This is a genomic window from Aquincola agrisoli (assembly GCF_036621135.1).
Lineage (GTDB): Bacteria > Pseudomonadota > Gammaproteobacteria > Burkholderiales > Burkholderiaceae_C > Aquincola > Aquincola agrisoli.
On sequence record NZ_JAZIBG010000038.1, the window covers coordinates 48,231 to 72,018 of the forward strand.

21 protein-coding genes and 1 tRNA gene are annotated in these 23,788 nt (G+C 69.4%); 8 read left to right on the forward strand and 14 right to left on the reverse strand.

What is annotated here, in order from left to right; translation table 11 throughout:
* Positions 1-2 precede the first annotated feature (2 nt).
* The 3 genes from V4F39_RS20170 to V4F39_RS20180 form a co-directional block, all read right to left on the reverse strand.
* Entirely contained in the window at positions 3-383 is a 381-nt protein-coding gene (locus tag V4F39_RS20170; RefSeq protein ID WP_332291689.1) for a ribbon-helix-helix domain-containing protein, read from the reverse strand.
* Between the two features lie 55 nt (positions 384-438).
* Entirely contained in the window at positions 439-1,017 is a 579-nt protein-coding gene (locus tag V4F39_RS20175) for a DJ-1/PfpI family protein (protein WP_332291690.1), read from the reverse strand.
* Positions 1,018-1,103: 86 nt separating this feature from the next.
* Positions 1,104-3,461 (reverse strand): YgiQ family radical SAM protein, encoded by a 2,358-nt coding sequence (locus V4F39_RS20180; protein WP_332291691.1) that lies wholly within the window; start codon positions 3,459-3,461, stop codon positions 1,104-1,106.
* Between the two features lie 201 nt (positions 3,462-3,662).
* On the opposite strand from V4F39_RS20180, the gene V4F39_RS20185 reads away from it, so the two are divergent.
* Positions 3,663-4,613: a Tim44 domain-containing protein gene (locus V4F39_RS20185; protein ID WP_332291692.1), complete on the forward strand. Its 951-nt coding sequence runs from the start codon at positions 3,663-3,665 to the stop codon at positions 4,611-4,613.
* A 76-nt stretch (positions 4,614-4,689) separates the two neighbouring features.
* Here V4F39_RS20185 and V4F39_RS20190 read toward each other — a convergent pair whose 3' ends face one another.
* The gene (locus tag V4F39_RS20190; RefSeq protein ID WP_332291693.1) at positions 4,690-6,870 is read right to left on the reverse strand and encodes a TonB-dependent receptor plug domain-containing protein; all 2,181 of its coding nucleotides are present in this window, start codon (positions 6,868-6,870) and stop codon (positions 4,690-4,692) included.
* Between the two features lie 188 nt (positions 6,871-7,058).
* Here V4F39_RS20190 and V4F39_RS20195 point away from each other — a divergent pair, with 188 nt between their 5' ends.
* The 3 genes from V4F39_RS20195 to V4F39_RS20205 all read left to right on the forward strand — a co-directional run bounded on the left by V4F39_RS20195 (position 7,059) and on the right by V4F39_RS20205 (position 8,752).
* Positions 7,059-7,244: a hypothetical protein gene (locus tag V4F39_RS20195; protein WP_332291694.1), complete on the forward strand. Its 186-nt coding sequence runs from the start codon at positions 7,059-7,061 to the stop codon at positions 7,242-7,244.
* Between the two features lie 81 nt (positions 7,245-7,325).
* Positions 7,326-7,958, forward strand: a complete 633-nt coding sequence (locus tag V4F39_RS20200) for a pseudouridine synthase (protein WP_332291695.1) — start codon at positions 7,326-7,328, stop codon at positions 7,956-7,958.
* Between the two features lie 29 nt (positions 7,959-7,987).
* Complete coding sequence (locus tag V4F39_RS20205) at positions 7,988-8,752, forward strand: SDR family NAD(P)-dependent oxidoreductase (RefSeq protein WP_332291696.1); 765 nt, start codon at positions 7,988-7,990, stop codon at positions 8,750-8,752.
* A gap of 73 nt (positions 8,753-8,825) precedes the next feature.
* Here the strand turns inward: V4F39_RS20205 and V4F39_RS20210 are convergent.
* The 4 genes from V4F39_RS20210 to V4F39_RS20225 form a co-directional block, all read right to left on the reverse strand.
* A tRNA-Val gene (locus tag V4F39_RS20210) sits at positions 8,826-8,900 on the reverse strand.
* 33 nt (positions 8,901-8,933) lie between these two features.
* Positions 8,934-9,638, reverse strand: coding sequence for a DNA polymerase III subunit epsilon (gene dnaQ / locus V4F39_RS20215; RefSeq protein ID WP_332291697.1), 705 nt, complete (start codon positions 9,636-9,638; stop codon positions 8,934-8,936).
* On the reverse strand, positions 9,635-10,447 hold the full coding sequence (lgt, locus tag V4F39_RS20220) for a prolipoprotein diacylglyceryl transferase (protein ID WP_332291698.1): 813 nt from the start codon (positions 10,445-10,447) through the stop codon (positions 9,635-9,637). Before lgt ends, dnaQ begins: the two co-directional genes overlap by 4 nt.
* A gap of 5 nt (positions 10,448-10,452) precedes the next feature.
* A complete protein-coding gene (locus tag V4F39_RS20225) occupies positions 10,453-11,367 on the reverse strand; it encodes a LysR family transcriptional regulator (RefSeq protein ID WP_332291699.1) in 915 nt (304 codons plus the stop codon).
* 102 nt (positions 11,368-11,469) lie between these two features.
* Here V4F39_RS20225 and ilvD point away from each other — a divergent pair, with 102 nt between their 5' ends.
* A complete protein-coding gene (gene ilvD, locus V4F39_RS20230; protein WP_332291700.1) occupies positions 11,470-13,152 on the forward strand; it encodes a dihydroxy-acid dehydratase in 1,683 nt (560 codons plus the stop codon).
* Between the two features lie 50 nt (positions 13,153-13,202).
* Here ilvD and V4F39_RS20235 read toward each other — a convergent pair whose 3' ends face one another.
* Positions 13,203-13,451, reverse strand: a complete 249-nt coding sequence (locus V4F39_RS20235) for a TIGR04438 family Trp-rich protein (RefSeq protein WP_332291702.1) — start codon at positions 13,449-13,451, stop codon at positions 13,203-13,205.
* 97 nt (positions 13,452-13,548) lie between these two features.
* Between V4F39_RS20235 and V4F39_RS20240 the strand changes: the two genes are divergently transcribed.
* Entirely contained in the window at positions 13,549-13,878 is a 330-nt protein-coding gene (locus V4F39_RS20240) for a c-type cytochrome (RefSeq protein ID WP_332291703.1), read from the forward strand.
* A gap of 44 nt (positions 13,879-13,922) precedes the next feature.
* Here V4F39_RS20240 and acs read toward each other — a convergent pair whose 3' ends face one another.
* On the reverse strand, positions 13,923-15,893 hold the full coding sequence (gene acs, locus V4F39_RS20245) for an acetate--CoA ligase (protein ID WP_332291704.1): 1,971 nt from the start codon (positions 15,891-15,893) through the stop codon (positions 13,923-13,925).
* Positions 15,894-16,088: 195 nt separating this feature from the next.
* Between acs and V4F39_RS20250 the strand changes: the two genes are divergently transcribed.
* Complete coding sequence (locus V4F39_RS20250) at positions 16,089-16,691, forward strand: TIGR00645 family protein (protein ID WP_332291705.1); 603 nt, start codon at positions 16,089-16,091, stop codon at positions 16,689-16,691.
* Positions 16,692-16,716: 25 nt separating this feature from the next.
* Here V4F39_RS20250 and V4F39_RS20255 read toward each other — a convergent pair whose 3' ends face one another.
* The 4 genes from V4F39_RS20255 to fumC form a co-directional block, all read right to left on the reverse strand.
* A complete protein-coding gene (locus V4F39_RS20255) occupies positions 16,717-18,666 on the reverse strand; it encodes a TRAP transporter large permease subunit (protein WP_332291707.1) in 1,950 nt (649 codons plus the stop codon).
* Entirely contained in the window at positions 18,663-19,292 is a 630-nt protein-coding gene (locus V4F39_RS20260) for a TRAP transporter small permease subunit (RefSeq protein ID WP_332291709.1), read from the reverse strand. The genes V4F39_RS20255 and V4F39_RS20260 overlap by 4 nt, the downstream gene beginning before the upstream one ends.
* 94 nt (positions 19,293-19,386) lie before the next feature.
* Positions 19,387-20,511, reverse strand: a complete 1,125-nt coding sequence (locus tag V4F39_RS20265; RefSeq protein WP_332291711.1) for a TRAP transporter substrate-binding protein — start codon at positions 20,509-20,511, stop codon at positions 19,387-19,389.
* A gap of 140 nt (positions 20,512-20,651) precedes the next feature.
* On the reverse strand, positions 20,652-22,064 hold the full coding sequence (gene fumC / locus V4F39_RS20270) for a class II fumarate hydratase (RefSeq protein WP_332291712.1): 1,413 nt from the start codon (positions 22,062-22,064) through the stop codon (positions 20,652-20,654).
* A 129-nt stretch (positions 22,065-22,193) separates the two neighbouring features.
* On the opposite strand from fumC, the gene V4F39_RS20275 reads away from it, so the two are divergent.
* Positions 22,194-23,720, forward strand: coding sequence for a fumarate hydratase (locus V4F39_RS20275; RefSeq protein ID WP_332291713.1), 1,527 nt, complete (start codon positions 22,194-22,196; stop codon positions 23,718-23,720).
* Positions 23,721-23,788: the final 68 nt, after the last annotated feature.

A 23,788-nucleotide genomic window follows, 5' to 3' on the forward strand; every position in this document is an offset into this window, starting at 1 on the left:
GGCTACGCCGCGTGCCGCGCCTCGGCGGCCGGCGTGGCCCACCGCGGCGGCAGCCGCTCCAGCACGCGCCGGGCGTCGAGCGACGCGATCGGCACGTTCAGGTCGGTCGGGATGCGGTCGTGCGCCTGCAGCGCCATGTAGCGCAGCGCGCTCACGCGCAGGAACGACGCGAAGTTGCCCACCTGGCCGCGGGCCCGCACCAGCTCGTCGTAGAGCTTTTCCAGCAGCTGCGGCACGCCCATGCCGTCGCGCTGGCCGATCTCGGCCAGCACGTCCCAGTACAGGTTCTCCAGCCGCAGGCTGGTGACCACGCCGTGCAGGCGCACCGAGCGCGTGCGGCTTTCGTACGACTCGGGGTCGGCGCGGATGAAGATCTCGCACATCGCGTGTCTCCTCACGCCGCCGGCAGCGGGCGGCGAAGGCTGCACGATAGCCCAGTCACGTGCTGATCGTCGTGCCCAGCACCGCGAGGAACTGGGCCAGCCACGCCGGGTGCGCGGGCCAGGCCGGTGCCGTCACCAGCTTGCCGTCCGTCACCGCCTGGTCGACCGGGATCTGCGCATAGCTGGCGCCCGCCAGCTCCACCTCGGCCGCGCAGGCCGGGTAGGCCGACACGCGCTTGCCGCGGATCACGCCCGCCGCCGCCAGCAGCTGGGCGCCGTGGCATACCGCGGCGATCGGCTTGTCGGCCTTGGCGAAGTGCTGCACCAGCGTGATCACCTGCGGGTTCATGCGCAGGTACTCGGGCGCGCGGCCGCCGGGGACCACCAGCGCGTCGTAGTCCTCGCCCTTCACCTCGGCGAAGCTGGCGTTGAGCGTGAAGCGGTGGCCGGGCTTCTCGGAATACGTCTGGTAGCCGTCGAAATCGTGGATCGCGGTCGTCACGTAATCGCCGGCCCGCTTGTCGGGGCATACCGCGTGCACCGTGTGGCCGACCATGGTGAGCGCCTGGAAGGGCACCATGGTCTCGTAGTCCTCGCCGAAATCACCGACGATCATCAGGATCTTCTTTGCCATACGTGTCTCCTGCAAAGGATGAAGGGTCACGGGCGATTGTGGAAACCTGGGCCGGCGCCGGGTAACAGCGGGCTACTGCGGGATGTTCAGCGCCCCGTCTTGCGCGCCGGGCGGCCGGCGCCCGCCTTCGCCGGCCGGCTGCCGTTGTCGCGCGGCGGCAGGCCGGTGTGCTGCGTGAGCATGCGGCCCTTGACGGGCGCCGCCGTGCGCTGCGCCACCGGCGCCGGCGTCGAGTTCTTGCGGCGCGCGCTCTGGTAGCTGCCGTCGGTCGTCGGCTGGAAGGTCGGGATGAGCTGGTGCTTCGCGTTGCCGATCAGGTCGGCCCGGCCCATGGCCTTCAGCGCCTCGCGCAGCAGCGGCCAGTTGTTCGGGTCGTGGTAGCGCAGGAAGGCCTTGTGCAGCCGGCGGCGGCGCTCGCCGCGCACGATGTCGACCTTCTCGGCGCGCGAGGCATCGCGGCTGATGCCCTTCAGCGGGTTCAGCCCCGAGTGGTACATCGCCGTGGCCGTGGCCATCGGGCTCGGGTAGAAGGTCTGCACCTGGTCGGCGCGGAAGCCATTGCGCTTCAGCCACAGCGCGAGGTTCATCATGTCCTCGTCGCTGGTGCCCGGGTGCGCGGCGATGAAGTACGGGATCAGGAACTGCTGCTTGCCCGCCTCGGCGCTGAACTTCTCGAACAGCTGCTTGAAGCGGTCATACGTGCCGATGCCCGGCTTCATCATCTTGCTGAGGGGGCCGCCCTCGGTGTGCTCGGGCGCGATCTTCAAATAGCCGCCCACGTGGTGCTGCACCAGCTCCTTCACGTACTCGGGCGACTTCACGGCCAGGTCGTAGCGCAGGCCCGAGCCGATCAGGATCTTCTTGATGCCCTTGAGCGCCCGCGCGCGGCGATACATGTGGATCAGCGGGCCGTGGTCGGTGTCCAGGTTCGGGCAGATGCCCGGGTACACGCAGCTCGGCTTGCGGCAGGCGGCCTCGATCGCCGGGCTCTTGCAGCCGATGCGGTACATGTTGGCCGTCGGGCCGCCCAGGTCGCTGACGATGCCGGTGAAGCCCTTGACCTTGTCGCGGATCTCCTCGATCTCGCGGATCACCGAATCCTCGGACCGGCTCTGGATGATGCGGCCTTCGTGCTCCGTGATCGAGCAGAAGGTGCAGCCGCCGAAGCAGCCGCGCATGATGTTCACGCTGAAGCGGATCATCTCCCACGCGGGGATCTTGGTCGCGCCGTCGTGGCCGCCGGTCTCGTCGGCGTAGCTGGGGTGCGGCGAGCGGGCGTAGGACAGATCGAACACGTGGTCCATCTCCGCCGTGGTGAGCGGGATGGGCGGCGGGTTGATCCACACGTCGCGCGCGATGTGGCCTTCGCCGTGGCGCTGCACCAGCGCGCGGGCGTTGCCCGGGTTGGTCTCCAGGTGCAGCACGCGGTTGGCGTGGGCGTAGAGCACCGGGTCGCTCTTCACCTGCTCGTAGGCGGGCAGGCGGATCACGGTGCGCTCGCGCGGGGGCAGCACCACCTTGCTGCGCGCCATCGCGCCGCCGGGGCGGGGCACGAAGTTCACCGCCTGCACCGCGATGCCCTCGCCCGCCGCGGCGGCCGGCGCCTCGCCGCCCTCTTCCTTCGCGCAGGCCTGGCCCTGCGCCTCGGCCTGCTCGCTGGTGGTTTGGTACGGGTTGATGTGCTCGTCGATGCGGCCAGGCCGGTCGACCTCGGTCGAATCGAGCTCGAACCAGCCGGCGGCGGTGGGGTCGTCGTCGCGCCGCATGAAGGCGGTGCCGCGCACGTCGGTGATGCTCTCGATCGGCTTGCGCTGCGCCAGCCGGTGCGCCACTTCGATGACGGCCCGCTCGGCGTTGCCGTAGAGCAGCAGGTCGGCCTTGCTGTCGACCAGGATCGAGCGGCGCACCTTGTCCTGCCAGTAGTCGTAGTGCGCGATGCGGCGCAGGCTGGCCTCGATGCCGCCGATGACCACCGGCACGTCCTTGAAGGCTTCCTTGCAGCGCTGCGTGTAGACCAGCGTCGCCCGGTCGGGCCGCCGGCCCGCCATGCCGCCCGGCGTGTACACGTCGTCACTGCGGATCTTCCGGTCGGCCGTGTAGTGGTTGATCATCGAATCCATGTTCCCGGCGGCCACGCCGAAGAACAGCTTCGGGCGCCCGAGCGCCTTGAAGGCGTCGGCGCTCTGCCAGTCGGGCTGGGCGATGATCCCTACGCGAAAACCCTGAGCCTCCAGCGTGCGGCCGATCACCGCCATGCCAAAGCTGGGGTGGTCGACGTAGGCATCGCCGCTGACGATGATCACGTCGCACTCGTCCCAGCCGAGGCGGTCCATCTCGGCACGGCTCATCGGCAGGAAGGGCGCGGTGCCGAAGCGCTTGGCCCAGTACGGGCGATAAGCGGTGAGCGGCTTGGCGGCCGGCGGAGCGGCGAGGGCGGTGGACACGGATGGGCGACGGCGGGCTGGCTAACCGCGTATTGTCCCAGGTGCGGGGTGTCCCTGCCGGCGTCGCGTTTACACCGGTTGAAATCGCAACGGGGTGAACCAAATATGTGCCGGATACTCATACCCGGGCACGCCGCGTGTCGCGGCCCCGTTTCAATTGAACAAGGAGACCTTGTGAGAACCTGGTTGGTAGCCCTTTCGATGGCCGTGGCAGGCGCGACCCTGCCGCTCGCCACCTTCGACGCCGAGGCCAAGCGCCTGGGTGGCGGCCGTGCCTCTGGCATGCAGCGGCAAGCGCCTGCCAAGCCGGCCGATACGCCGAACTCCACCCCCGGCACGCCTGCCCAGCAGCCAGGCAATGCCGCGCCGATGGCCGGCGCCGCCGCACCGGCCGCAGCCGGTGCCGCCGCAGCGGCAGGCAAGCGTTCGTGGCTCGGCCCCGTCGCCGGCCTGGCCGCCGGCCTGGGCATCGCGGCGCTGTTCAGCCACCTCGGCCTGGGCGGCGAGCTGGCGAACTTCATGACCATGCTGCTGATCGGCCTGGTCGCGTTCTTCGCCATCCGCTGGCTGATGCGCCGGTTTGCCGGCAGCAACGGCAGCGCCCAGGCACGCAACGGCCTGCAGATGGCGGGCGCCGGCGCCGGTGGTTCGTCGGCCGGCCTGCGCAGCGACACCCCGTCGTGGCAGCCGCCGCAGCAGCAGCCGATGCAGCGCCAGTCGTTCGACGCGGCGCCGGCCGCCGCTTCCACCGCGGTGGCGGGCGTGGCCGCGGGCAGCACCCAGGTGCCGGCGAACTTCGACGCCGCAGGCTTCGAGCGCATCGCCAAGATGCTGTTCATCCGCCTGCAGGCCGCCAACGACGGCGGCCAGGTGGATGACCTGCGCAAGTTCACGACGCCGGAGCTGTTTGCCTCGCTGCGCCTCGACCTGCAGGATCGTGGCGCCACCGCCCAGCAGACCGACGTGGTGCAGCTCGATGCCGACCTGGCCGACTACGCCGAGGAGCAGGGCCAGCAGGTCGTCAGCGTGCGCTTCCACGGCCTGATCCGCGAAGAGGCCGACGGCGGCGCCCAGCCCTTCAACGAGCTGTGGCACTTCGTCAAGCCCGTGCAGGGCGGCGACTGGGCGATCGCCGGCATCCAGCCGGTCTGAAGCCCGGCGCCGACAGGCGCCACACTCACAGGACGGCGGCCTTCGGGCCGCCGTTTTTCATGGCGGCAGGTCGCTCCTACAGCTTCATCTCGAGCTGGATCTGCCAGCTCACCGTCGAACGGTAGGCGGTGCGCGACACCTCGTTGAAGACCGTGCTGCCGTTGATGTCGTCCAGCGGCACGAGGTTGCCGGCCGACAGGCGCAGCTGCATGCCCGGCTGCACCCGCCACAGGGCATAGGCGTCGAACACCCGCTTGCGGTTCTGCGTCGCGTACTGGTCTTCCGCGAGGCGGGCGTCGTAGCCGGGGGCCCAGTTCAGGTTGGCACCCACGGTCAGCGGCAGGTTCGCGAGCTTGTAGTCGGCACCGAGGTTCGCCGTGGCGTCGGGCTGCTGGTCGAGGCGGTTGTCGGGGCCCGGCACCGACTGCACGCGCGAGCGGAAGAGGCTCAGGTTGCTGCGCAGGTCGACGCCCGGTGCCCCGTCGAGCAGGTCGTCCAGGCGGAACCGGGCTTCCATTTCGATGCCGGTGGTGGTCGCGTCGCCGATGTTCCTCGGCCGCGCCACCCAGCGCGGCGCGTCGGCCCAGCTCACGGCCTCGAGCGTCGTGACGGTGCGCATCAGGTCCTGGATGCGGCGATGGAACAGGTTGGCGCTGAGCAGGCCGCCGCCCGGCAGGTAGCGCTCGACGGCGAGGTCGATGCCGGTGGCGATCTCCGGTCGCAGTGCCGGGTTGCCGGCCCGGTCGGCTTGCGTCGGCTCGTTGGGGCCGTCCGGGTAGCTGGTGTTGAGCCAGGGCCGCGCGATCAGGTTCTGCAGCGTCGGGGAGCGGTAGCTGCGCGTCAGGCTCAGCCGCACCTGGTCCCGGCGTTGCGCCGCCGGCCGCCACACCGCATGCAGCAGCGGCGTCCACACGGTGCTGCGGTTGCGCACGGCGTCCCCGCCCTCCCCGCTGCCCCGCGTGGCGATGCCCTCGCCGCGCAAACCCAGCTGCAGCTCGACCTGCTTGGACACGCTCCACTCGTCCTGCGCATAGAGGGCCCAGCGGGTCGACGTGGCGCGCAGGTTGTCGCCGAACTCGCCGAGCACCGGCGCGCCGTCGAAGAGCGTGCTGCGCTGCTCGCCGCGCCGCAGATGCTCCACTTCGGCCCCCACCACGAGGCTGTGCGTGTCTGCGAGCGCGGTGGTCGACTTGAGGCCGGTGCTGAGCGACTGGCTGCGCGTGACGGTGTCGTCGCTGCGCAGGCCAGGGGTGGTGCCGCCCACCTCCCGCCGGTCGGTGCGGGAGGGCCAGCGCCAATGGCTGGCGCCGGCCTTCCATTCGACGCGGCTCTCGCCCAGCCGGCGGTTGAGCTGGCTGTTGAGCCGCAGCATGCGGAAGCTGCTGTCCGAGACCGACTCGAAGCGCTCGTAGGGCGCTTCGCCCCGCGTCTGCTGCAGCACGCCCTCCCGCCGGGGCGAGGCGCTGGTCAGCACCACGAAGGGCGACAGCGTCAGGCTCTCGCCCTCCCCCAGCCGCCAGCGCAACCGGCCCGAGCCGCGCAGCCCGAGCCGCTGGTCGTGCAGCAGCGAGCGCGTGCGCTGGTCGATCGTGGGCGACACGGTCGTGTTGATGCTGCGCGTCTCGTCCTCCCGGGCGTACAGCGACAAGGACGAGGTGTAGTCGAAGTCCTCGCCGAGCCGGTCGCTGCGTGTCCAGGCCACCGTCGGCGACAGGTAGCCGCCGTCGAACAAGGCGGTCAGCCGCCAGTCGTTCAGCGGCTTGCGCTGCGTCTCGCGGGTGACGATGTTGATCGTGCCGGCGATGGCCCGCGCGCCGGTTTCGGCGGTCGGGCCGCGCAGCACCTCGATGCGCTCGAGCTGCTCCGGAGACAGCGAATCCACCGAGAAGCCCGCCGGCAGCGGCTCGCCGTCGACCAGGATCTGCGTGTAGCCGCTGCCCAGGCCGCGCATGCGCGGCGTGCCGCCCCGGCCGGGCGTGCCCTGCACGGTGATGCCCGGGATGCGCTTGAGCACGTCGCTGACGTTGCCGTCGCCGAAGCGCTCGATCTCCTCGCGGCCGACGACGATCTTCGAGGCGGTCGACTGACGCCGCAGCTCGGTATCGCCACGCACCACGGTGCCGGTCACCTCGATGCGCTGCGCGGCGCCGTCGGGCGGCGATGCCCCCGGCTCGGACGCCGAGGGCGAGGCGGGCGCGGGCACTGCAGGCGCGGGCTGGGGCTGCGGCTGGGCCTGCAGCGGGCCGATGGCCAGCAACAGCGCCCACGGCGTCGCCCAATTCGCTGCCCCACTCCTCGACCGCTGCGCACCCATCCAACCATTGTCCCGCAGCCCCCGCCTGCGGCACGCCCGGAACAGCCCTGTGGACCGCCCTGTTTCATCGGCGTCGGCGCGGGTTATGCTCAATCTCGACGCGGTCCTTCGCGACAACCAGGAGACGCCCGGTGGCGACGCCCAATTACTCGTACGAAAAGCGCCAGCGCGAGCTGGCCAAGAAGCGCAAGCAAGAAGAGAAACGCCAGAAGAAGCTCAGCGGCAAGCCTGACGACCACACGCCCGATGCGGCCGAAGGCCAGGACACCGCCGGCGCGCCGAACCCGGCACCCGGCACCGACCCCAACGCGGGCTGACCGCCGGCGGGCCTGTTCCCGCGGGGCGCCCTGCCGGGCGCACCCTGCGCCGCGCTGCGCCCACGACACCCCGGCCAGCGCGTGCCTCACTCCCTCACCGCCCTCTTCCATGACGACACGCTGGTGGTCGTCGACAAACCCGCCGGCCTGCTCTCGGTGCCCGGCCGGGGCGAGCACCTGCGCGACTGCATCGCCGCCCGCGTCCAGGCCCGGTGGGCCGACGCACTGATCGTCCACCGGCTCGACATGGCCACCTCGGGCCTGATGGTGCTCGGCCGCGGCGCCGCCGCCCAGCGTACGCTGAGCATCGCCTTCGCGGAGCGGCGGGTGGACAAGCGCTACATCGCCGTGGTGCACGGCCATGTGGCGGACGACAGCGGCGAGATGGCCTGGCCGCTGATCTGCGACTGGCCCAACCGCCCGCGCCAGATCGTCGACATGCAGATCGGCAAGCCTTCGCTCACCCGCTACCGCGTGATCGAGCGCCGCGCCGACGGCACCACCCGCGTGGCGCTTGAACCCGTGACGGGCCGGTCGCACCAGCTGCGCGTGCATCTGCAGACCTTGGGGCACCCGATCCTCGGCGACGAGCTCTATGCCCCCGACGCCGTGCGCGCCGCATCGCCCAGGCTGCTGCTGCATGCGCAGCGGCTGGCGCTGCCGCACCCGCACGACGGCCGGCCCCTGGCCTTCGAGAGCCCCGCGCCTTTCTGACGACGACGCCCGCGCGTATCCTCGGGCGCATGCCAGCATCCCTCTCCTCGCCCCAGCACCTCTACATCGTCACCGGCAGTTCGCGCGGCATGGGCGCCGCGATCGCGGCCCGGTTGCTGCAGCCCGGCCATACGCTGATCGGCATCGCGCGGTCGACCCACGTCGGACTCACGCCGCCGCCGGGCAGCACGCTCGAACAGTGGACCGCCGATCTCGGCGAACCCCTCGGCATCGCCGCCCGGCTCGAAGCCTGGCTGGCCGCGATGCCGCCCGAGCGCTTCGCAAGCGCCACGCTGATCAACAACGCAGCGTTGCTCAACACCCCGGGGCCCTTGGACGCCGACCCGCCGCAGGCCCTGTCGGCGGCGCTGCGGGTGGGGCTCGAAGCGCCGTTGCTGCTGTCCGCGGCCTTCCTGCGCGCCACCCGGGCCTGGCAGGGCCGACGCCGGCTGCTGCACATCTCCTCCGGCCTGGGCCGCCGTGCCATGGCGGGCAGCGCTGCGTACTGCGCGGTGAAGGCGGGGCTGGACCACTTCTCGCGCGCGCTGGCCCTGGAGGAGGCGCTGCAGCCCAACGGGGCCCGCACGGTGTCGCTCGCGCCGGGCGTGATCGACACCGGCATGCAAGTCCAGCTGCGTGGCGGCGACCCGGCGCGCTTCCCGGACCAGCAGCGCTTTGCGGAGCTGGCCGCCACGGGGGCGCTGGCTTCGCCGGACGATGCCGCCGCGAAGGTGCTCGCCTACCTCGACCGGCCCGACTTCGGCGAGCAGCCGGTGGCCGACGTGCGCGACTGAGCCGCGAGGGGCGCTGGCGGCAGCCTGCAAAAGCAAAAAGCCCGGCAGATCGAGGATCTGCCGGGCTTGTGCCTGGTGGGCGGTGCAGGGTTCGAACCTGCGACCCCTGCCGTGTGAAGGCAGTGCTCTACCGCTGAGCTAACCGCCCGGAATCTTTTGCCGTGTTCCGGTGAGCCTCGAATTATGCCTCAATTTCGCGCCAGGCTGTCTTACCCCCACTGGCCTTGTCGAGTTCAGCCAACATCAGCTCGTGCGCGGCGGCTTCTTCGGGCGTCGGCTCCAGCACGATGAGGTCGAACGCGGCGTAGTCGATCGGCGCCGCATCGATGGCATGGGCGCCCTCGCCCACCGCGTCGATGACCAGCGACTCCTGCCCGCGGGTCATGCGGATGTACACCTCGGCGAGCAGGCCCGCGTCGAGCAGCGCGCCGTGCAGCGTGCGGTTGGTGTTGTCGACCTCCAGCCGCTTGCACAGCGCGTCGAGCGAATTCGACTTGCCCGGGAACATCTCGCGCGCCATCAGCAGCGAGTCGGTCACCCTGCCCACCTGCTCGATGAAGCGCGGCCTGCCGATGCGGCGCAGTTCCTCGTTGAGGAAGCCGACGTCGAACGCGGCGTTGTGGATGATGACCTCGGCGCCGGCCAGGTACTCCATCAGTTCGTCGGCCACGGCGGCGAAGAGCGGCTTGTCGGCCAGGAATTCGTCGGTCAGGCCGTGGATCTTGACGGCGTCCTCGCTGTTCTTGCGCTCGGGGTTGAGATAGAAGTGCTTGTTGTTGCCGGTCAGCCGGCGGTTGACCAGTTCCACGCAGCCGATCTCGATCACGCGATCGCCGGTCTCCGGGCTGAGGCCGGTGGTTTCCGTATCGAAGAAGATCTGTCTCATCGCGCCATCCTAGCCGCGGGCACCGCGCCGGCGCGCCACCACAGCACGATGCCGGCCAGCACCATCGGCACGCACAGCCACTGGCCCATGCTCATGTTCAGCGCGAGCAGGCCCAGGAAGCTGTCGGGCTCGCGGAAGTACTCGGCGATGAAGCGGAACACGCCGTAGCCGACGAGGAACGCGCCCGACACCCGGCCCACCGCATGCGGCCGCCGTGCATACACCCACAGCAGCACGAACAGCAGCACCCCTTCGAGCCCGAACTGGTAGAGCTGCGACGGGTGGCGAGGGAGGTCGCTGCCCGATTGCGGGAACACCATCGCCCAGGGCAGCGACGGGTCGGCCGCGCGGCCCCAGAGCTCGCCGTTGATGAAGTTGCCGATGCGCCCCGACGCCAGCCCGAGCGGCACGCACGGCGCGATCAGGTCCGTCACCTCGAAGAACCGGCGCCCCCGCCGGTGCGCGAAGAACGCCATCGCCGCGAGCACGCCCAGCAGCCCGCCGTGGAACGACATGCCGCCTTTCCACACCATCAGCATCTCCAGCGGATGGCTCAGGTAGTAGTCCGGCTTGTAGAAGAGCGAGTAGCCCAGCCGGCCACCCAGCACCACGCCGACCACGCCGAAGAACAGCAGGTCCTCGACGTCGCGGCGCGTCCAGCCCGTCTGCGCATACTGCGGCTGGCGCGTGCGCAGCGTGGCCAGCCAGAGAAAGAGCCCGAAGGCGACGAGGTAGGTCAGCCCGTACCAGTGGATGGCGACGGGGCCGAGCTGCAACGCGATCGGATCGAACTGCGGGTGGACGAGCATCCGAATCAACTCCTGAATGTGGCCGGCGATTGTCGCTGCGCCTGCGACTCGACGTGGCCGACGAAGCGCTGCACCACCGGCTTGACCGGCTCGGACCACAGCAGGCTGGTCTGCGCACGCAGCGGCACGCCCTGCACCGCCCGGTAGACCACGCCGGGCCGCTGCAGCTGCACCAGGCTGTGGGGCACCCACGCCACCCCCATGCCGCCGCTGACGAGGTTGACGATGGTCTGCATCTGGATCGCTTCCTGCGCAATGCGGGGTGTGAAGCCGGCCCCGCGGTAGGCGGCGACCACCGCGTCGAACAGCGAGGGCGTGATCACGCGGGGGAAGATCACCAACGGCTCCGCGGCGACGTCGGCAAAGCGCAGCACGCGCCGGGCCGCCAGGGCGTGGGCGGCCGGCAGCACCAGCTGCATCGGCTCGGTGAGCACGGTGCGGGCGCCAAAGCCCGGCGGCGCGGCGTCGGGTGCGTGCAGCACGAAGCCGGCGTCGATCTCGTCGGCGGCGAAGGCGGCGAGCTGCACGTCGAGCGTCGCTTCGCGCAGTTGCACGTCGACCTCCGGGTGCGCCACCCGGAAGCCGCGCAGCCAGTCGGGCAGCGGACCGTAGGCGATGCTCGACACGAAGGCCAGCCGCAGCACCCCGGAGCGGCCCGCCGCGGCGGCGCGCACCGCGGCGGGCAGCGCATCGGCCGCACGCAGCAGCCGCCGGGCCTGGTCGAGCAGCGCCTCGCCGGCCGGCGTGAGCGCCACCGAGCGCTTGGTGCGCACGAAGAGCTCGACCTCCAGCTCGCGCTCCAGCCCTCGAACGGCCTGCGTCAGCGGCGGCTGCGTCATGTGCAGGCGCCGCGCGGCGCGGCCGAAATGCAGCTCCTCGGCCACCGCGACGAACTGCCGCAACGGGCGCAGGTCGATCAAATCGATTCTCCAGGTGAATCAGTCGAGGTGGACAAATATATTGGACGCTCGATTTTCATGCGCCGATACTGCCCGCCCAGCCATCCGCCAGGAGACATCTCGATGAGCTTCAACCGCCGCTCCAAGAACATCACCGAAGGCGTCGCGCGCGCCCCCAACCGCTCGATGTACTACGCGCTGGGCTACCAGGAGGACGACTTCTCCAAGCCCATGATCGGCGTGGCCAACGGCCACTCGACCATCACGCCGTGCAACTCGGGCCTGCAGCGGCTGGCGGATGCGGCGGTCGACGGCATCAAGGCCGCGGGCGCCAACCCACAGATCTTCGGCACGCCCACCATCAGCGACGGCATGGCCATGGGCACCGAGGGCATGAAGTACAGCCTGGTCTCCCGCGAGGTGATCTCCGACTGTGTGGAAACCTGCGTCGGCGGCCAGTGGATGGACGGCGTGATGGTGATCGGCGGCTGCGACAAGAACATGCCCGGCGGCATGATGGGCATGCTGCGCGCCAATGTGCCGGCCATCTACGTGTACGGCGGCACCATCCTGCCGGGCAAGTACAAGGGCCAGGACCTCAACATCGTCAGCGTGTTCGAGGCCGTGGGCCAGTTCAGCGCCGGCAAGATGAGCGAAGAGGACTTCTGCCAGATCGAGCGCCGCGCCATCCCCGGCAGCGGCTCGTGCGGCGGCATGTACACCGCCAACACGATGAGCTCGGCCTTCGAGGCGCTGGGCATGAGCCTGCCCTTCTCCAGCACCGAGGCCAACGTGCACGACGAGAAGGTCGAGAGCACCAAGCGCGCCGCGGCCGCACTGGTCGAGGCCGTCAAGAAGGACCTGAAGCCGCGCGACATCGTCACCAAGGAGGCGATCGAGAACGCGGTGGCCGTGATCATGGCCACCGGCGGCTCCACCAACGCGGTGCTGCACTTCCTGGCCATCGCCCACGCGGCCGAGGTCGACTGGACCATCGACGACTTCGAGCGCATCCGCAAGAAGGTGCCGGTGCTGTGCGACCTCAAGCCCTCGGGCCAGTACCTCGCGGTCGACCTGCATGCCGCCGGCGGCATCCCCCAGGTGATGAAGGTGCTGCTGAAGGCCGGCCTGCTGCACGGCGACTGCATGACCATCACCGGCAAGACGGTGGCCGAGAACCTCGCCGACATCCCCGACGAGCCGCGGGCCGACCAGAACGTCATCCGCAAGATCAGCGAGCCGATGTACGACGAAGGCCACCTCGCGATCCTGAAGGGCAACCTGTCGCCCGAAGGCTGCGTGGCCAAGATCACCGGCCTGAAGAACCCCGTCATCACCGGCCCGGCGCGTGTGTTCGACGACGAGCAGTCGGCGCTGGCCGCCATCATGGCCAACCAGATCGTGGCCGGCGACGTGATGGTGCTGCGCTACCTGGGCCCCAAGGGCGGCCCGGGCATGCCCGAGATGCTGGCGCCCACCGGCGCGCTGATCGGCCAGGGCCTGGGCGAAAGCGTGGGCCTGATCACCGACGGCCGCTTCTCCGGCGGCACCTGGGGCATGGTGGTGGGCCACGTGGCCCCCGAGGCCTACGAAGGCGGCGTGATCGCGCTGGTGCAGGAAGGCGACTCGATCACCATCGACGCGCACCAGCTGCTGCTGAACCTGAACGTGCCGGACGAGGAGATCGCCCGCCGACGCGCCGCATGGAAGCAGCCGGCACCGCGCTACACCCGCGGCGTCCTGGCCAAGTTCGCGAAGAACGCTGCCAGCGCGAGCTTCGGCGCGGTGCTCGACAAGTTCGACTGACGCGGCAGGCGGCCCGGCGGCGCCACGGCCGCCGTGGCGCCGGCCGCCGTCTACTTGCGCGGCTTGTGCCGCGTATCGAGCCCCAGGTCCTCCATGTGGCGCCGGCGGCGCTCGGCCTTCTTGGCCTCCATCTTCTCGGACTCGCGGCGCTTGGTGTAGCCGTACTTGTCGGCCCAGCCCCACCACAGCACCGCCAGCGCAAACGGCGACAGCACCCACCACCACGGCCAGGCCCCCACGGGCCCGAAGGCGGCGAACTTCAATACGGCCAGGACCACGCCGAGCATCACGAACCACATCGTCCTGCCTCCCTTCGAGGGGCCGCGGAACCCGCGGCCTAGAATTTCCTTCGAATCAATGTACCCGACCACCGCCGGACGCCGTTCAAAGGAAACCATGAAAGTTCGCTCCCCCGCCCTCGCCGCGTTCGCCATGGCCATGGCCGTCGCCGCGCCGGCGTTCGCCAACGCGGATCTCGCGCAGAAGAAGAACTGCATGTCCTGCCATGCCGTCGACCGGAAGATCGTCGGGCCGGCCTACAACGACATCGCCGCGCGCTACGCCGCCGACAAGGCCGCGGTCGACGTGCTGGCCCAGAAGATCCTGAAGGGCGGCACGGGCGTGTGGGGCAAGCTCGTGATGCCGCCGATGCAGAACGCCAACCCGCCGGTCAGCGACGCCGAGGCGCGGCAGCTCGCCACCTGGATCCTCGGCTTGAAGAAGTAGCCGCGCCGGGCCGGGCGAACCCGGCGCCGGGCGCGCCGCGGCAGTCAGTTCGTCTGCGCCAGCTGCTCCAGGATCGCCGGGTTTTCCAGCGTCGAGGTGTCCTGCGTGATGGCCTCGCCCTTGGCGATCGAGCGCAGCAGGCGGCGCATGATCTTGCCGGAGCGGGTCTTGGGCAGGTTGTCGCCGAAGCGGATGTCCTTCGGCTTGGCGATCGGGCCGATCTCGCGGCCGACCCAGTTGCGCAGCTCGGCGGCGATCTTCTTGGCTTCCTCGCCGGTCGGGCGCGGGCGCTTCAGCACCACGAAGGCGCAGATCGCCTCACCGGTGGTGTCGTCCGGGCGGCCCACCACGGCGGCTTCGGCCACCAGCTCGGTGCAGCTCACCAGCGCCGACTCGATCTCCATCGTGCCCATGCGGTGGCCCGACACGTTCAGCACGTCGTCGATGCGGCCGGTGATGGTGAAGTAGCCCGTCTTCTCGTCGCGGATCGCCCCGTCGCCGGCGAGGTAGTAGCCCTTCAGCTCCGGCGGGTAGTAGCTCTTCTTGAAGCGCTCCGGGTCGCCCCAGATGGTGCGGATCATGCTGGGCCACGGCTTCTTCACCACCAGGATGCCGCCCTGCCCGTTCGGCACGTCGTTGCCCGTCTCGTCGACGATGGCCGCGGTGATGCCCGGGAACGGCAGCGTGCACGAGCCCGGTACCAGCGGCGTGGCGCCCGGCAGCGGCGTGATCATGTGGCCGCCGGTCTCGGTCTGCCAGAAGGTGTCGACGATCGGGCAGCGGCCGCCGCCGATGTGCTGGTGGTACCACTCCCAGGCCGCCGGGTTGATGGGCTCGCCCACCGAGCCCAGCAGTCGCAGGCTGCTGAGGTCGTAGCGGTCGGGGTGCACCGCCGCGTTGCCTTCCGCGGCCTTGATCAGCGAGCGGATGGCCGTCGGCGCGGTGTAGAAGATGGTGACCTTGTGCTTCTGGATCATCTGCCAGAAGCGGCCGGCGTCCGGGTACGTGGGCACGCCCTCGAAGACGATCTCGGTGCCGCCCAGCGCCAGCGGGCCGTAGGTGATGTAGCTGTGGCCCGTCACCCAGCCGATGTCGGCCGTGCACCAGAACACATCGTCGTCCTTCAGGTCGAAGGTCCACTTCGTGGTGAGCGCCGCATGCAGCAGGTAGCCGCCGCTGCTGTGCTGCACCCCCTTGGGCTTGCCGGTGGAGCCCGAGGTGTAGAGCAGGAAGAGCGGGTGCTCGGCCTCGACCCATTCGGGCTCGCAGGTGGTGGGCTGCTGGGCGACGAGATCGGCCATCCAGAGGTCGCGGCCTTCCTTCATCGGCAGCTCGGCGCCGGTGCGCTTGACCACCAGCACGTGCTTCACCGAATCGCAGCCTCCCAGCGCCAGCGCCTCGTCGACGATGGCCTTCAGCGGCAGCTGCTTGCCGCCGCGCACCTGCTGGTCGGCGGTGATGACGGCCACCGCGCCGGTGTCCTCGATGCGGTCGCGCAGGCTCTGCGCCGAGAAGCCGCCAAACACCACCGAGTGCGTGGCGCCGATGCGGGCGCAGGCCTGCATCGCGGCCACGCCGTCGATCGACATCGAGATGTAGATGACGACGCGGTCGCCCTTCTTCACGCCCAGGCTCTTCAGCCCGTTGGCGATCTGGCAGGTCTTGGCCAGGAGCTCCTTGTAGGTGACCCGGGTGACCTCGCCGCCATCGGCTTCGAAGATCAGCGCGGTCTTGTCGCCCAGGCCCTTCTCGATGTTGCGGTCGAGGCAGTTGTACGAGACGTTCAGCGTGCCGTCCTCGAACCATTTGAAGAACGGTGCGTTGCTGTCGTCCAGCACCTGGGTGAACGGTTTCTTCCAGGTGACGAACTCGCGGGCCAGGCGGCCCCAGTAGCCGGCGTAGTCGGCCTCGGCCTCGGCGACGAGCTTGTCGTACGCCGCCATGCCGGACACGTGCGCGCCCTCTCGCACGGCAGCGCCCGGCTCGTAGATCTTGGCTTCTTGGTGCTCGCTCATCGCTTGTCTCCGTAGGTGCATGACATCCGCTGTCGGCCCGGACTGTGGCGCCCGCGCCTGACGAACGGCTTACTCTAGCCCGACGCGGCGTGTCGGGCAGGCCTCGGTGGGTGCGTCGCGCTCCCTAGGGTCGTCACGGAGCGTGCTGCGGTGCCGCATAAAATTCGATGTTCAGTCAACGAAGTGTCGTCACCCATGGCCCAGCTGCCCGACCCCGCCGACGTGCGCATGCGCCCGCTGCCCAACCTGATCTTCGCCAGCCGCTGGCTGCAGCTGCCGCTGTACCTGGGGCTGATCCTGGCGCAGTGCGTCTACGTCTTCCACTTCTGGGTGGAGCTGGTGCACCTGATCGAGGCGGTGTTCGGCAACACCGCTGCCCTCGACAAGCTGGTGAGCAGCATCGGCTACAAGAGCGACGCGCCCGTCACCGCGCTGAACGAGACGGTGATCATGCTGGTCGTGCTGGCGCTGATCGACGTGGTGATGATCAGCAACCTGCTGATCATGGTGATCGTCGGCGGCTACGAGACCTTCGTCTCTCGGCTGCGCCTGGAAGGCCACCCCGACCAGCCCGAGTGGCTGAACCACGTGAACGCCTCGGTGCTGAAGGTCAAGCTCGCCACCGCCATCATCGGCATCAGCTCGATCCACCTGCTGAAGACCTTCATCAACGCCGGCAACTACACCGACAAGGTGCTGATGTGGCAGACGCTGATCCACATCGCCTTCCTGTTCTCGGCGCTGGCGATCGCGCTGGCCGACCGGTTGATGCACCCGGCCGGCCCGCCGCAGCACTGAGCCACCGGCCCGGGCGCCCGCCGCGTCAGCGGGCGTACAGCAACTGCGGCAGCCACAGCCCGATCTCGGGCCAGATGTAGAGCAGCACGATGGCCAGGATCTGGATGCCCATGAACGGGATCATCCCGAGGAAGATCTGGTTCAGCGTCACGTGCGGCGGCGCAACGCCCTTCAGGTAGAAGGCCGACATCGCCACCGGCGGCGACAGGAATGCCGTCTGCAGGTTCAGCGCCACCAGCAGGCCGAAGAACAGCGGGTCCACCCCGAAGTGGTCGAGCAGCGGGATGAAGATGGGCATGAAGATCACGATGATCTCCGTCCACTCCAGCGGCCAGCCGAGCAGAAAGATCACGATCTGCGACAGCACCATGAACTCGAACTTCGTCAAGTTCATGGACAGCACCCACTTCTCGATCAGCTCCTGGCCGCCGAGCAGCGCGAAGGCTGCCGAGAAGATCGCGGAGCCGACGAACAGCCAGCACACCATCGCCGAGGTCTTCGCCGTCAGGTAGACCGACTCCTTGACCATGCCCATGTTGAGCCGCTTGTAGGCCGCGGCCAGCAGGAAGCCGCCGAGCGCCCCCAGCGCCGCGGCCTCGGTCGGCGTGGTCAGCCCGAAGACGATGGAACCGAGCACCGCCAGGATCAGCACCACCAGCGGGAAGAACGAGCCCAACAGCATCTTGAAGATCTCGAACCGCGCGAAGCTCAGGAGCGCGTAGAACAAGACGATCGAGATGGCCAGCACCGCGAAGCCCACCCACCACCAAGTGGGCGCCGGCCGGCTGGTTGCCGCCGCGGCGGCAGGCTCGGCCGCAGACGGCGCCGAGGCCTGTGGCGCGGCCTCCGGCGGTGCCGCCTCGGCGCCCGGAGGTTCGGACAGGGCCCCCGGCGGCTCCTGCAGGCCGCCTTCGGCGGACGGGGGTTCCTGCAGCCCGCCTTGCGAGGGCGGCTCCGCCAGCCCGCCCTCAGGCCGCTCGGCCGGGCCGCTGTCGAAGCCGATCGGCTGGATGTCGTAGACGGCCTCGGCCTCCACCGTGGTCACCGCCCGGTAGCTCGTGACGGCCAGCAGCACGAACAGCAGCCCGGGCAGCACCACCAGGCCCAGCTGCCGCAACACGTAGCCCGTCGGCACGCCGGCGTTGCGCTGGCCCTTCAACGCGTTCAACAGGCCCGAGGGCGCGTACTGGTGCGTCTCGGCAGGCAGCGCGCGTGTCAGCGGCGGCAACTCGACCACGCGCTCCGCGGCCGACAGCGGCGGCGCCCACTTGGGCTTGAGCTTGGCCATCAGGATCACGTAGCCGATGTACAGGCCGGCCAGCATCAGCCCAGGGAAAAACGCCCCGGCATAGAGCTGCACCACCGACACGCCGGCCGTCGCGCCGTACAGGATCAGCAGCACCGACGGCGGCAGCAGGATGCCCAGGCAGCCACCCGCGGTGATCGCGCCCGCCGCCATCGGCGTGCTGTAGCCCGCGCGCAGCATGGCCGGCAGCGCCAGCAGCCCCATCAGCGTGACCACCGCACCGACGATGCCGGTGGCCGTCGCGAAGATGGTGCAGGTGACGAGCGTGGCCACCGCCAGCGAGCCCGGCACGCGCGCCATCGCGAGGTGCATGCTCTTGAAGAGCTTCTCGATCAGGTTGGCACGCTCGACCAGGTAGCCCATGAACACGAAGAGCGGCACCGCGATCAGCACGTCGTTGGCCATGCTCTTGTAGGCGGCCTGCACCATGAGGTCGAGCGTGCGCGTGGTGTTGCCGTCGTAGGCGAGCCACGTGAAGATCATCCCCATGCCCATCAGCGTGAACGCCGTCGGGAAGCCCAGCATGATGGCCACCACCACCAGCGACAGCATCAGCAGGCCCTGGTGGCCATGCGTGACGGTCTCGACCCCCAGCAGCAGCCAGGCGATGGCCACCAGCACCATCGCCATGATGGAGAAGCCGAACCAGAGTTCCTTGCGCAGCTTCACGACCGAGCCCCCTTGACTTCCTTGGCCGCGATCTCGCGGTCCAGGGCTTCGATGTCGCTGTCCTTCACGTGCACCATCTCCTTGAGCTTGTCGACGTCCACCTCGACGACGTCGTCGCCGCGCCGGGGCCACTGGCCCTCACGCAGGCAGATGACGCAGCGTGCGATCTCGGCGAAGCCTTGCAGCAGCAGCGCCGCGCCGGCGACCGGGATGACGAACTTGAACGGATAGAGCGGCAGCGGCGTGGCCGAGAAGGTCTGCTCCCGGATCGCCAGCGATTCCTGCGCGTAGGTCCAGCCGGCCCAGGTCATCGCGAAGACGCCGGGCAGGAAGAACACGATGTAGAGCGTCAGGTCCACGCCCGCCTGCGCGCGCGGGCTGAAAAAGCCGTACAGCACGTCGCCGCGCACATGCCCGTTCTTGGCCAGCGTGTAGGCGCCGGCGAGCATGAACAGGGTGCCGTACAGCATGATCTGCGCGTCGAGCACCCACGCGTGCGGGTTGTTCAACGCATAGCGGGAGAACACTTCCCAGCTGATCAGCAGCGTCAGGCCGACCGCGGCCCAGGCCGCGGTCTTGCCGATGAAGGTCGAGATCGCGTCGATCGCGAGCAACAGCTTTTGCATGGTGGCGGGCCCGCAGGCCATCAGCGCGAAGTCTCTGGAAACACGGCGGGGGCGCTCGAGCCGGGCGCCCCCGTCCGCCCGGCAGCCAGGTCGGTCAGCTCCGCTTCGGCCCGAAGTAGTGGTTCCAGGCCATCTTGAAATCGACCGTGTAGTCGTTGTTCCACTGGCCGGCCCGCTGCGCGAAGGCACGCTGCGAATCCAGCACCTTCTTGAACATCGGGTTTTCCTTGGCCTTGGCCGCGACGGTCTTGTCCCAGGCGGCGAGCTGCGTGCGCAGGATGGCGTCGGGCGTCTTGTAGAACTTGATGCCCTGCTTCTTCAGTTCGTCGTAGTCCCTGGAGTTGCGCTCGATGGCCTTCCAGCTCATGTCGGCGCTGGCGGCCTGCACGGCGTAGTCGATGACCGCCTTCAGCTCGGCGGGCAGCCCGTCGAGCTTGCCCTTGTTGAACAGGATCTCGAACTGCTCGCCGCTCTGGTGGAAGCTTTGCAGCATGCAGTTCTTGGCCACGTCGGGGAAGCCGAGCACACGGTCGCTGGAGGCGTTGTTGAACTCCGCCGCGTCGATCAGGCCGCGGTCCAGCGCCGGCACGATCTCGCCGCCGGGCAGCGGGTTGACGGCCGCGCCCATCTCGGTGAACACGTCGACCGCGAGGCCGACGGTGCGGAACTTCAGGCCCTTCATGTCCTCGGCACGCGACACCGGCTTCTTGAACCAGCCCAGCGGCTGCGTGGGCATCGGCCCGTACATGTACGAGACGACCTCGAGGTTCAGGCTCTTGTAGATCTCCTCCACCAGCGCCTTGCCGCCGCCGTAGTAGTGCCAAGCCAGCACCATGTTGGCGTCCATGCCGAAGCCGGGGCCCGAGCCCCACAGCGCGAGCGCCGAGTTCTTGCCGTACCAGTAGGCGATGACGCCGTGGCCGCCGTCCAGCGTGCCCTTGCTCACCGCGTCGAGCAGCTGGAACGCGGGCACCACGGAGCCCGCCGGCAGCACGTCGATCTTCAGGCGGCTGCCCGCCATGTCGTTGACCTTCTTGGCAAAGTCCTGCGCGTACTCGTGGAAGATGTCCTTGGCCGGCCAGGTGCTCTGGAACTTCAGCGTCGTCGTCTGGGCCTGGCTCACCATCGGAGCGGCCATCGCACCAGCGGCCACGGTGCTGGTCGCCGCGTTCTTCAGGAAGCGGCGCCGCGGCGCCGGGGTCTTTTTCTGCTCGCTCATGCCTTTGTCTCCGATAGAAGGTGAACAAGGCGGCCCTGCCCGAGGCAAGGCGCCCAACTGCTGCTATGTGAACGCGGGCTGACTATCGAATTGAACGCTGCGCGGGGGCAAGTGGGTGTAACCCGTGGTGGCGGCCGGGGTCAGCGGCCGACCATGTCCCCCGGCACCACCCACTGGTCGAACTGCTCGGCCGTCACATGGCCCAGCGCCAGCGCGGCTTCGCGCAGGCTGGTGCCTTCCTTGTGCGCCTTCTTGGCGATCTGCGCCGCCTTGTCGTAGCCGATGTGCGTGTTGAGCGCGGTCACCAGCATCAGCGAGCGCGACACCAGTTCGTCGATGCGGTCGCGGTTGGGCTCGATGCCCACGGCGCAGTGGTCGTTGAAGCTCACCATGCCGTCGGCCAGCAGCCGCACGCTTTGCAAAAAGTTGTGGATGACCATCGGGCGGAACACGTTCAGCTCGAAGTTGCCCGAGGCGCCGCCGATGTTGATGGCGACGTCGTTGCCCATCACCTGCGCGGCCAGCATCGTCACCGCCTCGCTCTGCGTCGGGTTCACCTTGCCCGGCATGATCGACGAGCCCGGCTCGTTCTCGGGGATGCTGATCTCGCCGATGCCGCTGCGCGGGCCGCTGGCCAGCCAGCGCACGTCGTTGGCGATCTTCATCATGCTGGCGGCCAGCGTCTTCAGCGCGCCGTGCGCATGCACGATGGCGTCGCACGAGGCCATGGCCTCGAACTTGTTCGGCGCCGTCACGAAGGGGTGGCCGGTCAGGCGCGCCAGCTCGGCCGCCACCTGCTCGGCATAGCCCTTGGGCGCGTTGAGCCCCGTGCCCACCGCCGTCCCGCCGAGCGCCAGCTCGCACAGGTGCGGCAGCGCGGCGCGCACGTGCCGCTCGCCGTGCGCGAGCTGCGCCACCCAGCCCGAGACCTCCTGCCCCAGCGTCAGCGGCGTGGCGTCCTGCAGGTGGGTGCGGCCGATCTTGACGATGCCGTCGAAATCCTTCGCCTTCTGCTCCAGCGTGCCGCGCAGCTTCGCGATGGCCGGCAGCAGCTTGTTCGTCAGCGCCTCGACGGCGGCCAGGTGCATCGCGGTCGGGAACACGTCGTTGCTGGACTGGCTGCGGTTCACGTCGTCGTTCGGGTGCACCTTGCGGCCTTCGCCGCGCTCGCCGCCGAGCAGCTCGCTCGCGCGGTTGGCCAGCACCTCGTTGACGTTCATGTTGGTCTGCGTGCCCGAGCCGGTCTGCCACACCACCAGCGGGAACTCGTCGGGGTGCTTGCCGGCCACCACCTCGTCCGCCGCGGCGACGATGGCGTCGGTCTTGGCCTGGTCCTGCAGGCCCAGCGCGTGGTTCACCACCGCCGACGCCCGCTTGACCTGCGCCAGCGCGGTGATGATCTCCTTGGGCTGGCGCTCGCCGGAGATGTCGAAGTTCTGCAGCGAGCGCTGCGTCTGCGCGCCCCACAGCCGCGCGGCCGGCACGGCGATCGGGCCGAACGTGTCGCGCTCGGTGCGGGTGGGTTCGGTGGCGTGTTCGGTGCGGTTCGGCATGGGAAACCTTTGCAGTGGACCGGTTCGGGGAGCCGCAGAGCATAGCGACCAATGAGAACTACTCTCAATTGAAGGGTCGGCGGTGCGCGGATAATCGCGCCCGATCCCGAACCACCCCTCGCCAGCACCATGATCACCACGATCCGCCAGCAAGATTTGATCGACAGCGTGGCCTCGGCCCTGCAGTACATCAGCTACTACCACCCGGCCGACTACATCGCCCACCTGGCCCGCGCCTACGAGCGCGAGGAGAGCCCGGCCGCGAAGGACGCCATCGCGCAGATCCTGACCAACTCGAAGATGTGCGCCGAAGGCCGGCGCCCGATCTGCCAGGACACCGGCATCGTCAACGTGTTCCTGAAGATCGGCATGGACGTGAAGTGGGAGGGCTTCAGCGGCTCGATCGCCGACGCGGTGAACGAAGGCGTGCGCCGCGGCTACCTGAACCCCGACAACGTGCTGCGCGCCTCGGTGCTCGACGACCCGATCTTCGCCCGCAAGAACACCAAGGACAACACGCCCGCCGTCGTCCACATGGAAGTGGTGCCGGGCAGCACGGTCGACGTGATCGTCGCGGCCAAGGGCGGCGGCTCGGAGAACAAGTCGAAGATGTACATGCTCAACCCGAGCGACGACATCGTCGACTGGGTGCTGAAGACCGTGCCGACCATGGGCGCCGGCTGGTGCCCGCCCGGCATGCTGGGCATCGGCGTCGGCGGCACCGCCGAGAAGGCCGTGATGATGGCCAAGGAAGCGTTGATGGAAGACATCGACATGTACGAGTTGCTCGAGCGCGGCCCGCAGAACAAGCTCGAGGAGATGCGCATCGAGCTGTACGAGAAGGTCAACGCGCTGGGCATCGGCGCGCAGGGCCTGGGCGGCCTGACCACCGTGCTCGACGTGAAGATCAAGACCTTCCCGACGCACGCGGCGAGCAAACCGGTCGCGATGATCCCGAACTGCGCGGCCACCCGCCACGCGCACTTCGTGCTCGACGGCTCCGGCCCCGCCTACCTCGAGCCGCCGAGCCTGGACCTCTGGCCCGACGTCGCCTGGGCCCCCGACTACAACAAGAGCCGCAAGGTCGACCTCGACACGCTGACGCCCGCCGAAGTGGCGAGCTGGAAGCCGGGCGACACGCTGCTGCTCAACGGCAAGCTGCTGACCGGCCGCGACGCCGCGCACAAGCGAATTCAAGACATGCTCGCCAAGGGCGAGCCGCTGCCGGTGGACTTCACCAACCGCGTCATCTATTACGTCGGCCCCGTCGACCCGGTGCGCGACGAGGCCGTGGGCCCGGCCGGCCCCACCACCGCCACCCGCATGGACAAGTTCACCGAGATGATGCTGGCCAAGACCGGCCTGATCTCGATGGTGGGCAAGGCCGAGCGCGGGCCGGTCGCGATCGAGGCGATCAAGAAGCACAAGAGCGCCTACCTGATGGCCGTGGGCGGCGCCGCCTACCTCGTCAGCAAGGCGATCAAGACGGCCAAGGTCGTCGGCTTCGCCGACCTCGGCATGGAAGCCATCTACGAGTTCGACGTGAAGGACATGCCGGTGACCGTCGCGGTCGACGCGCAGGGCACCAGCGTGCACAACACCGGCCCGAAGGAGTGGCAGGCCAGGATCGGCAAGATCCCCGTGGCGGTCGCCTGACCGCACGGCGCCCGGCCTGACCCGCCGGGTGCCCCGGGCGCTGCCGGCGCCCGGTGGTGAATCTGCAC